This window comes from Frankia sp. CgKIO3, assembly GCF_977946435.1.
Genome location: NZ_CDWTMO010000147.1, coordinates 1 through 10,462, shown reverse-complemented (window position 1 = coordinate 10,462; position 10,462 = coordinate 1). Strand labels below are relative to the sequence as shown.

The 10,462-nt window shown below is 67.7% G+C and carries 6 protein-coding genes, 1 pseudogene and 2 riboswitches; of the genes and pseudogenes, 6 read left to right on the top strand and 1 reads right to left on the bottom strand.

Translation table 11 applies throughout. The annotated features are described in order from the left end of the window. The first annotated feature begins 436 nt into the window (after positions 1-436). A riboswitch (glycine riboswitch) is annotated at positions 437-533 on the top strand. Beyond that, positions 534-657: riboswitch (glycine riboswitch) on the top strand. It begins immediately after the preceding riboswitch. Positions 658-712: 55 nt separating this feature from the next. From gcvP to AC08OJ_RS15465, 5 genes are all read left to right on the top strand, one after another. Continuing rightward, on the top strand, positions 713-3,892 hold the full coding sequence (gcvP, locus tag AC08OJ_RS15485) for an aminomethyl-transferring glycine dehydrogenase (RefSeq protein ID WP_476596077.1): 3,180 nt from the start codon (positions 713-715) through the stop codon (positions 3,890-3,892). Positions 3,893-4,304: 412 nt separating this feature from the next. Next, complete coding sequence (locus tag AC08OJ_RS15480; RefSeq protein WP_476593708.1) at positions 4,305-4,499, top strand: hypothetical protein; 195 nt, start codon at positions 4,305-4,307, stop codon at positions 4,497-4,499. Further along, a complete protein-coding gene (locus AC08OJ_RS15475; protein WP_476593707.1) occupies positions 4,408-5,046 on the top strand; it encodes an FkbM family methyltransferase in 639 nt (212 codons plus the stop codon). The genes AC08OJ_RS15480 and AC08OJ_RS15475 overlap by 92 nt, the downstream gene beginning before the upstream one ends. Before the next feature lie 588 nt (positions 5,047-5,634). Beyond that, on the top strand, positions 5,635-7,344 hold the full coding sequence (locus tag AC08OJ_RS15470; RefSeq protein WP_476596075.1) for a GGDEF domain-containing protein: 1,710 nt from the start codon (positions 5,635-5,637) through the stop codon (positions 7,342-7,344). Between the two features lie 619 nt (positions 7,345-7,963). Further along, positions 7,964-9,034 carry a glycosyltransferase family protein gene (locus tag AC08OJ_RS15465; RefSeq protein WP_476593704.1) on the top strand — a complete coding sequence of 357 codons (1,071 nt, stop codon included), beginning with the start codon at positions 7,964-7,966 and terminating at the stop codon, positions 9,032-9,034. A gap of 107 nt (positions 9,035-9,141) precedes the next feature. On the opposite strand, the gene AC08OJ_RS15460 is transcribed toward AC08OJ_RS15465, so the two are convergent. After that, a complete protein-coding gene (locus AC08OJ_RS15460; protein ID WP_476596074.1) occupies positions 9,142-9,996 on the bottom strand; it encodes a TetR/AcrR family transcriptional regulator in 855 nt (284 codons plus the stop codon). 22 nt (positions 9,997-10,018) lie between these two features. Between AC08OJ_RS15460 and AC08OJ_RS15455 the strand changes: the two are divergent. Next, positions 10,019-10,462: pseudogene (locus tag AC08OJ_RS15455) on the top strand (MMPL family transporter); the annotation flags it as partial.

The following is a 10,462-nucleotide window of genomic DNA, read 5'->3' as shown; positions in this document are numbered from 1 at the left end:
TTCCAGGGGGCATGGCCCGTTTTTTCAGCATCAGTGCTGGGGCACGCCCCGGAATCTTGATGCTTCTTGACATTTTTTCGCAGAGCTGTGACCTGTGCCTAGATACATAGATGTCCGCGCTCGTATCGCCTACCGGCGGGCGGCCCTGACGCCGAGGCCGCCGCCTCCGCCCGCAGGATCGGATGGCGGACGACCGATGGCCCCGTGGCCACGGCCCACGGCTCCACGGGTTCGTGGGTTCATGTTGCGAACAGGTTTCGGTGGGGGTCACTGGTTGGCCCGCGGGGCTCCCGCAGCTAGTGTTCGGGGAGTGGAATCGTGGCTGAACGCAGCCGGCGTCGAGGGGACCGGCATCAGTTGGGAGCCGATCATTCGCTACTGGTAGGCATCCCCGGGTCATCCGTGCCCCGTCCCACAACTCCATACCGATGCCGCTCACACCTGTGCGGGAGAGTCCCGGTCGCTCGCTGGTCGGGACGCCGAAGGAGCAAGCTCTCCCCATAAACTCTCAGGCCCCCAACCGCCGGGTCAGGCAACTCTGGAAAGTGGACGCCGTGAGGTGTCCCGCCGACGGTGAAAGCCGCGTTCCCCGCCCGCAGCTCCCCGGACTGCCGGCGGCGGCGCCGGTGAAGCTCTCAGGCCTATGACAGAGGGGGAGGCCCGCCGCGGCGCCGGCATGATCCGTCGTCGCCCGACCTCCGGAGCAGTCATCATGCCTGACGTCACCGAGTACGACGACACCCCCTATGCCGATGGACCGGCCACGGCCGCCATGGCCGCCACGACCGCTCCCGCGTCGTCGCACGCGCGGTCGGGGGCGCCGCGGCAGGGTAGCGCCGCGGCGGTGGGCAGGAACGGTGCGAGGCGGCTGCCCGCCGCGGCCATCCCGCGGTTTGCCGATCGGCACATCGGCCCGGACCCGTCCTCCCAACGGGCGATGCTGGATGCGCTGCGCGTGGAATCACTGGCCGCGCTCATTGATGCGGCCGTCCCGGCGAGCATCCGTGACCAGGATCTGGATCTTCCCGCGGCGCTGAGTGAACCCGCGGTGCTCGCGGCCCTACGCGCGTTCGGTAGCAGGAACCGACCGGTTTCCTCGATGATCGGGCTGGGGTTCCATCCCGCGGTGATGCCGGGAGTCATCCAGCGCAACATCCTGGAGAGCCCCGCCTGGTACACAGCGTACACGCCGTACCAGCCGGAGATCTCCCAGGGCCGCCTGGAGGCGTTACTCAACTTCCAGACGATGATCACTGATCTGACCGGCCTGGCGGTGGCCGGAGCCTCCCTGCTGGACGAGCCGACCGCGGCGGCCGAGGCGATGCAGATCGCGTTCCGGACGGTGAAGGGTTCCCGCACGACGTTCCTCATCGAGGCCGACACCCTCCCGCAGACCATTGCGGTGGTCGCGACCAGGGCGGAGGCGCTGGGGATCAACGTGGTGGTCGCGGATCTCGCCGCCGGACTCACGGCCGTGGGCCCGGCGGAACTGGATGCGACCTTCGGCCTGCTGCTGTCTTATCCCGGGCCGGCGGGCGTCCTGCGGGATGTGCGTGGTGTGATCGCAGCGGCGAGGGAGCGCGGCATCGTCGTCACGATCGCCGCCGATCCGCTGGCGCTGACCCTGCTGCGGGCGCCTGGTGATCTCGGCGCGGACATCGCGGTGGGGAGCACGCAGCGGTTCGGGCTACCGCTGTCCTTCGGAGGCCCGCACGCCGGCTACCTCGCAGCGCGCAAGGGGCTGGAGCGGTCCCTGCCGGGGCGGCTCGTCGGGGTATCGGTCGACGCGGACGGCGCACCCGCGTACCGGCTCACCCTGCAGACCCGTGAGCAGCACATCCGGCGGGAAAAGGCGACGAGCAACATCTGCACAGCCCAGGTGCTGCCCGCGGTACTCGCCTCTATGTACGCGGTCTACCACGGCCCGGAGGGCCTGGCCGGGATCGCGCGTCGCCTCCACGGGCACGCGGTGCGCCTCGCCGAAGGCCTGCGCGCCGCCGGTGTGACGGTGGTGCACGACGCGTTCTTCGACACCGTCCTCGCCGCGGTACCGGGCCGGGCCGCCCAGGTGGTTGCGGACGCGTTGGCGCGGGGAGTGAACCTGCGGCTGGTCGACGATGACCACGTGGGCATCTCCTGCAACGAGACGACGGGCCGGGCCGAGCTGGGGGCCGTCTGGTCGGCCTTCGGGGTGGGCCCGGAGGCCACGGCGGGCATCACTTGGACCGAGACCGAGACCGAAAGCGGGATCCGGACCGGGGCTCGGACCGGGCCCGTCGCGGCGGCGAGCGATCATCTCATGGCCCGCGCGGACCAGGCAGACCAGATGGCGGACGAGCTGGTGGCGCTGCCCGCCGAACTGGTGCGTACGGATCCCTACCTGCAACATCCGGTGTTCCACGACCATCGGTCGGAGACCGCGATGCTCCGCTATCTGCGTCGACTGTCCGATCTTGATCTGGCTCTCGACCGGGGCATGATCCCCTTGGGGTCGTGCACGATGAAACTCAACGCGACCACGGAGATGGCCGCGGTCACCTGGCCGGAATTCGCCGACATCCATCCATTTTCTCCGCTGGGCCAGGCCGCCGGATATCTCGCGATGATTCAGGACCTAGAGCGTTGGCTTGCGCAGATCACCGGGTATGCGGGGGTTTCCCTCCAACCGAATGCCGGCAGTCAGGGTGAGCTCGCCGGGCTGCTCGCCATCCGGGCCTATCACCGCGATCATGCTGTTCCCGGGTCCGTGGTGCGAAACATCTGTCTCATTCCCTCCTCGGCGCATGGGACGAATGCGGCGAGCGCCGCGATGGCGGGAATGCGGGTGGTCGTTGTCTCCTGTGACGACGACGGGAACGTCGACCTGAACGATCTGGCCCGCAAGGCCCGCGCGAACGCGGACGCGTTGGCGGCGCTGATGGTCACCTACCCGTCGACCCATGGTGTGTACGAGGAGGGCATCGGGCAGGCGTGCGCGATCGTGCATGAGGCCGGCGGCCTGGTGTACGTAGACGGAGCGAATCTCAACGCTCTGGTGGGGCTTGCCAGGCCGGGGCAGTTCGGGGCCGACGTGAGCCACCTGAACCTGCACAAGACGTTCTGCATCCCGCATGGTGGCGGGGGTCCGGGGGTCGGCCCGGTCGCCGTGGTCGAAAAACTCCTACCCTATCTGCCGAACCACCCGCTGCGGCCGGAGGCCGGACCGGCCACCGGAGTGGGCCCGATCTCGGGATCCCCATGGGGCTCGGCCGGAATTCTCATGATTCCGTGGGCCTACATCCGGATGATGGGTGCGGATGGCCTGCACCGGGCGACCTCGGTGGCCGTCCTGAACGCCAACTACATTGCCCACCGGCTGCGTCCGTACTATCCGGTGCTCTACGCGGGCCGGGACGGGCTGGTCGCCCATGAGTGCATTCTGGACCTACGGCCGTTGACGAAGATGACCGGCGTCACCGTGGACGATGTGGCGAAGCGTCTCATCGACTACGGTTTCCATGCTCCGACCATGTCCTTCCCGGTTGCCGGAACACTGATGGTCGAGCCGACGGAGAGTGAGGATCTCGGCGAGATCGATCGTTTCTGCGACGCGATGATCTCCATTCGGGCCGAGGTGGAAAAGGTTGGAGACGGTATCTGGCCGCGGACCGACAATCCCCTGAATAATGCTCCGCATACCGCACAGATGGTTACCGCCGACGAATGGTCGCACGCTTATCCGCGATCGGTGGCGGCCTATCCCGTCGCTTCGCTGCGGGCCGCCAAGTACTGGCCCCCGGTACGTCGGATCGACGACGCCTATGGTGATCGCAACCTGGTCTGCACCTGCCCACCGGTGGGATCCTTCGCCGCGGAGCCGGTCGACGAGCAGATTCTCGCGGGGGCCCGCTGAAGACGGGATGCTGACGCGGCCGCCGTCGATCTTCTCCATCGCGGCGGCGGCCGATGCGAGGCCGAACGGTCCCGCTGGGTAGTCTGCCGCGACCTCCAAACCCTTCCCTGACGGAAGAGTTCAGAAGTCGAACTCTTCGTGGCGTAAGGATTATCGCTCGTCCGCTCGTCCGCTCGTCCGCTCGTCCGCTCGTCCGCTCGTCCGCTCGTCCGCTCGTCCGCTCGTCCGCTCGTCCGCTCGTCCGCTCGTCCGAGCGGGAATGAAGTGGACTTGAAATTCCTGTTACCGGTCTTGACCATGGATCATGTTCGCCCAATAGTGGTGTACTGACTGTCATAACGGGTCATTCGGCGATGACACTCCGGCAGGTCGCCGCTTGAACAACAGGAGGTCACGGCGGATGGATCCTCGGATGGAAAAACAGCTGGCAAGGGCCCGGCGGGTGGCGGTCGACATCGGCCTCGGTCCGGCGCTGAAGCTGGTGCGTGACAACGTCGTCCCTACCGCCCGCCGCAATCGCAGCGACGATCGGCATCTGGCGCTGCTGCTGTCCTTCGTTCTCCGGGAGGACTCGAACTGTATCGACGTGGGCGCGCACAAGTGGTGACGTTCTCCGGATCATCCTCCAGCACGCCCCGGGAGGCCGGCACGTCGCCTATGAGCCGTTGCCGCACATGGCCGCGGCGTTGACCACCGATTTCCCGGCGGTGGAGGTACGGCAGGCCGCGCTCGCCGACCAGCCGGGGGTGCTGCCCTTCACCTACGTCCGTAGCAGGCCCGCCTACAGCGGGCTGCGTGATCGGGTGCCCGACAGCGAGGACGTCGAACAGATCGAGGTCGCGGTCGAGACGCTGGACGACGCGATGCCGGCCGACTACCGGCCGGCCTTGATCAAGGTCGACGTCGAGGGGGCGGAGTACGGGGTGTTCAAGGGCGGCCAGAAGCTGATCGGCTTCAGCCGGCCGTATCTCGTCTTCGAGTTCGGTGCCGGTGCCCGGGACTACGGCACGACGGCCGACGAGATGTACACGCTCGTCGACAGTGATCTCGGGCTGCGCATCTTCGATCTGGACGGCGACGGTCCTTACACGTTGCCCATGTTCCGGGCGGCCTTCGCGTCGGGGGCGCACTTCAACTTCGTCGCCCATCCCTGAGGTGCGTCGCGGAAACGTCCGCGACGGCGGTCGTCAGCCTGACTTTCCGATCATCGGCTCGTAGTGGTCCGGGCGAGGCTCGCCCTTCGTGATCGCCCCAGCCGGGATCCGTCCGAGCGGGGCGGATCCCGCACAATGAGTGGACAAATGATCAGATAAGAGTACCCATCAGGCTTCAAACGCTCCTGTACGAAGAGCAACCATTCGATACGGTTTCAGCAGGTCGCGGCGTTCGACTCGTCGTTCGACCCGCCGAAGCCAGGCGGGTGGGATCAGTGTTGCTGTGGGTGCCGTGAGCGGCAACGGAATGCCGCAAGGCACCACAGGCGTACGCGGCCGGTACGCGTGCCACCCGCATGTTCACACTGAGAGGCTGCTCATGGCCCGGTCCTTCCGGGGCGGCTGTTCACCGCCAGCCGGTCCTGCATGGTCGACAGGTCCGATTCCCTCGGTCAACCCGACAACGAACGCCCATCGACGGCATCACGCCCAGCCGGGCGACGCACCGGTCCGGACCTCCCGGCGGACCCCGGCACCGCTGCCACGCCCGCTGTCCCGCACGGATCCCGCGTCGCGAACCGAGGGGTGATGCCGGCTCCATCGTGGCGGCGCGCCTGGCGTAGCCACGTCTGGCTCGTCTATCTCTGTCTCGGTCTGATCGCCATCCTCGTTTACGGCCAGCTTCCCACGACCGGCGGCCCACGCGTCGTCCGGCTGGTCATCTACCTCTGCCTCAGCACCTCGGCCGCGGGGGCCGTGTTCCTCGGCCTGCAACGCCAGGAGCTGACCGACCGACGTCCCTGGTTGCTGATCGGAATCAGCCAGGTGATGTACGCCATAGGCGATGGCGCCTTCTACATCTTTCACTATGTGCTTGACATCACAGACTATCCGGCTTTGCCGGATGCGTTGTATCTGGGCCACTACCCGCTGCTCGTCGTCGGTCTCGTTCTGCTGACCCGGCGACGGACCCAGGAACGGGACATCGCCGGCCTGCTCGACGGGTCGATGTTCCTGCTCGCGGCGGTTCTGTTGTCCTGGCTCTACCTGATCGCGCCGCAGGTGCGTGCGGGCCAGGAGCTGTTCGTCGGCGTCACCTCGGTGGCCTATCCGGCGATGGATCTGGCGTTACTGGGGGTGGCCATCCGTCTCGTGGTGGGGCACGGGAGCCGCCCACCCGCCTTCTTCCTGCTGGCGGGCAACCTGCTCGCCATCCTGACCGCCGACACCATCTACGTCGCGCAGCAGACGAACGGGGCCTTCGAGGTCGGCAACTACCTCGACGCGATCTGGTTGACGGGCAACCTCGCCCTCGGCGCCGCCGCGCTGCATCCGACCATGGTCGACCTCACGCGGCCGGCGCCCCCGCGTGCGCAGGCGCGCAGCGGCTGGCGCCTGGTGGCATTGTCGAGCGCCGGGCTGGTGGCTCCCACCGTGCTGGCCGTGCAGGTGATCCGTGGTGATCTACGGGATCTGCTGGTCGTCGTGGTCGTAAGTGCGATCATGATGATTCTGATCATCGTTCGGATGGCGGGCCTGGAGGCCGACCAGCGGCGTCTGGCGATCACGGACGGGCTGACCGGCCTGCGTACCCGCCGCTATCTGGAGGCCGAGATGCGGTTGGCGGCCGGTCGGGTACGACGCACCGGATCCGGAATGGGGCTGATCCTCGTCGACGTCGACCACTTCAAGTCGGTGAACGACCGATTCGGCCATCCGGCTGGTGATCAGGTGTTGACGGAGGTGGCTCGGCGACTGCTGGTCGTGACCCGTCCCGGTGACGTCGTCGCCCGTTACGGGGGTGAGGAGTTCGCGCTGCTCACGCTGAATGTCCGGGGAGGCGCCCTCGCCGATATCGCCGAACGTCTGCGCCGCGGCGTCGGACGGGAACCCGTCCGGATCGTCGTGCCCGCGCCGCGAGTTCTGGACCCGCCGGCCCGAACGGGGGAGTCCGGGGCGGCGGGGTCTACCGAGCCGACGAGGGCGCGCGGCCAGGCCCGGTCGGGTGCCGGTGTCCGGGGAGACAGCGGCGAGGAGTCTCTGCTGATCGCGGTGACGGTCTCGGTCGGAGCGGCGGCCCTCCCCGATCACGCGGACGACACCTTCGCGCTCGTCGCAGCCGCGGATCGCGCGCTGTACGCCGCGAAGGCCGCGGGACGGGACCGGGTCGCGATCGGTTCCGCCGGACCGGGCTACGACGTTGGTGATCATGAAGTCGGTGAAACGGCTGGTTTGAGTAGGCAGCCCCCGGCCCCGGATGCCGGATCCGCCGCGGTGCCCTGGCGTACGCGATGGTGAGCGCGGCCACGGCGGCGGGCAGGCCGGCGAGCGCCGCCTGATCGTCCGTCTTCGGGAGGGTCCGGTCGCGCGCCGGTCTTCCTTCCGTGGCCATAACCGAAAGAGAGTAGGACGCCGTGAGCGATTCCGCCCATCCGGTGGCATCGGCGGGCCGTGCGGGGGTAGTTCTTTCGGATCGGTCCCGGAGCAACCGCTCCAGGTGCTTGGTCGGGTACCCTCCGTGGCGCGGCGGGGTCATGTGTCGTGCTGGTGCGGCGCCGAGTGTTCGCTCCTTGTCCCGGAAGCGGTGGTTGTTCCCCTCGAGAAAGATGGGGAGTGACGGACACGGTCGTAAGACCGATACTTTGACGCTCCAGTACCTGCATGTGGCGGACCGGTCGTTCCCGGATGGTCGAGAGGCGGAAGTGGTGAACCGGAACACGCGGGGAGGTACCGGCGACGACTCGGGCGGATGAGGCGTTGTGAACGGAGGTACCCAATCGTGCGGTCCGGGGTGGCTGGGGGATTCCCTACCCAGCCCGTCTGATACCGCCGGCAATGCCGCACCAGATCCCCATCTGGACGTCATCACCGGTACGGGCTGTCCGTACCCAAGAAAGGTCACGAGAGAGGGGCGTCCGTGCGAACGCTCGAACCCACCAGCCTCGACCTCGACTCGATCGAGGTCGACAAACTCGCCAAGGGCATCACTCTGAGTCTACTCATCCCGGCCCGTGGCCCGGAGGCGGCTCGAACTCTCGGCGACATCATCGCACTCAACCGGCAACGCTGGATGCAGGAGCGCAGAGTGCTGGACGAGATCGGCGTGGTTGTCGACCCGTCGTCGGACGGGGACGAACATGGCCTGATGCGCATCGCGACCGACGCGGGCGCCAGCTGGGTCGTGCGTGGAGAATCGGTCCTGCAGCGCCACGCGGGTCGAGAGGCCACCACGACCGGCGGCAAAGCGGGCGCGATGCGTAGTCTCGCCTACCTTGCATTCGGTAGTCGGCTCATCTTCCATGACGCCGATCTGGAAAGCTACGATCCATATACAGTGGGTGTCCTGGCTGCCGCCGTGACTGCCGATAACGCCCCGCTTTTCGTCAACGGAAGTTCGCGTAGAGTCACTGGCGACGGGCAGCCCGGGGGGCGAACCACCGAGATGCTGCGGTCGCTGTTGTCGAAACAGCTCGCCAGGTATGTGCCGTCCATCACTCGGACAATCCAGCCCCTGATCGGGGAGTTCGTCATCGACGCGGACGTCTTTGCGGCGCTGGCGTTCTCGCGGGGGTACGGCGTCGAGACGTCACTGAAGGTTCTGGCGCTCGATCTGCTCGACTACTCCGATAGTCTCCAGATCGAACTACCGATCAAGTATCAGGTCGGCCAGCATTACCACAGTCTGGTCAAACAGTTCCATGAGATTAGTTTCACAATCGATGTTCTGGAGGCGTACTTTCAGCGTCGGCGGGTCGACCCGCACGTCGCCATCTGGCAGATCGCCGACAACTACGACCTGCTTTTCCCGGGTCGTACGTATGCGTTGCACCGGCCGCCGGGCTACGACGACACCGACTTCGTCCCGCGGCTCGGCTTCTACCAGCCGTTGGCCACGGCACCGGCTTATCAGGCGCGCTTGCCGGAGATCAAGGGTACCCGTCGGGTCGCGCTCGACGCGCTGGGGCGGCGAATGCGGACCTCGGCCTGACCGTCCGGCGGCCGGTCGCCGGACAGTTGAACCGCTGCCGCCGACCGGCCGACCGTCGACCACCAGACCGTCTGGTCGACACCGGGTGGTTGGTCGGCACCGGGTGGTCACTCCGCGGCCGGCCGGCCGGCCGGCGGGACGGGCATCACCGTGGCGAGGTTGTACCCGCCTCGCCACACGCGGATGATCGCGTCCGCCATCTGCCGGTCGAACAGATCGTCGATGTCGTCGAGGGCGGAGGGGAGGTGCCCGAACATTTCCAAGGAGATGAAGCCGTGCAACTGGGTCCAGACGGCCAGGCACACGGCGAGTCCTGCGGCGTCGATCGCGACGTCGTGGTCGCGTCCCCAGGCTTGTAGGCTGGCGCGCATCGGCGGGGTGAGCTGGGCGTCCACCGTGGCGGCGTCGATCATGCCGGCCCTGGTCGGCTCGCTCATGCAGCGGAACAGCACCGCGACCGCGCGGTGCAGCTGTGTGATCATCCGGTCGTTGGTCGACGTGGCGCAGGGGATGCCGGGGCCGAAGATCAGTCCGTATTCCGTCGGATGGTCCAGGGCCCAGCGGCGGTGCGCGCGGGCGACCTGGAGCCAGCGTTGTAGGTGGTCGTGCGGATCGGCCGCGTCGAAGGCCGCCTCCAGGGCCTCCGCCAGTGAGGCGAACCCGTCCGCGACCAGTTCGGCCAGCAGGACCTCCCGGCTGTCCACGTAGCGGTACAGGGCCGATGGGGCCATGCCCATCACCCGGGCGATCCCCCGTAGGGAGAGCGCAGCCGGGCCGTGCTCGGCCAGCTGGGCGCGCGCGGTCTGTTTGATCTCGTCGAGAGTGGCCTGCCGCAGTCGTTCGCGACGGGGAACCGGACTGCTCACCACGGTCATGGTGGGTCTCGACGAGAACGCTGTCAACTTTGCGAACGGATGCGTCTTGACACGAGCAGCGATCGCGAACACTGTTCTCTTCAGCATCGCCTGCTCTTCGGAGGGTTCCGTGTTTACTCCGCTCGTGGCGCTCGTGACGCGCCGCCCGCGTCTGGTCCTCGTCCTCACGCTTCTCACGCTTCTCGTGCTGCTCGGCGCCGGTGGGCTCGCGGGCGGTGCCTTCGGCAAACTCCAGACGGGGGGGTTCGACGATCCGGCGTCGGACTCCTCCCGGGCCGAGGACGTCCTGGACGCTCGCTTCCACGGCCGCCCGAACTTCCTCCTGTTGGTGACCGCCCGGGCGGGCGATGTGGATGACGCGGCGGTCGTCGCCGCGGGAAAGACGGTTGCCGCCGATCTCGCCGCCCAGGCCGGGGCGAGGGACGTCGTGTCCTACTGGACGGGGGGCGGTCCGGCGCTGCGCTCGAGGGACGGCCGGCAGGCGCTTGTCGTCGCCAGTATCCAGGACGATGACCAGGCCGCCGACATCGTTGATCATTACGAGTCGTGGGGG

Bases quoted from the DNA above. Each gene is read 5' to 3' on its own strand.
- AC08OJ_RS15480 (WP_476593708.1), top strand. From the start codon at position 4,305: ATGGAAAAACAGCTGGCAAGGGCCCGGCGGGTGGCGGTCGACATCGGC.
- AC08OJ_RS15460 (WP_476596074.1), bottom strand. From the start codon at position 9,996: ATGCTGAAGAGAACAGTGTTCGCGATCGCTGCTCGTGTCAAGACGCAT.
- gcvP (WP_476596077.1), top strand. From the start codon at position 713: ATGCCTGACGTCACCGAGTACGACGACACCCCCTATGCCGATGGACCG.
- AC08OJ_RS15470 (WP_476596075.1), top strand. From the start codon at position 5,635: ATGCCGGCTCCATCGTGGCGGCGCGCCTGGCGTAGCCACGTCTGGCTC.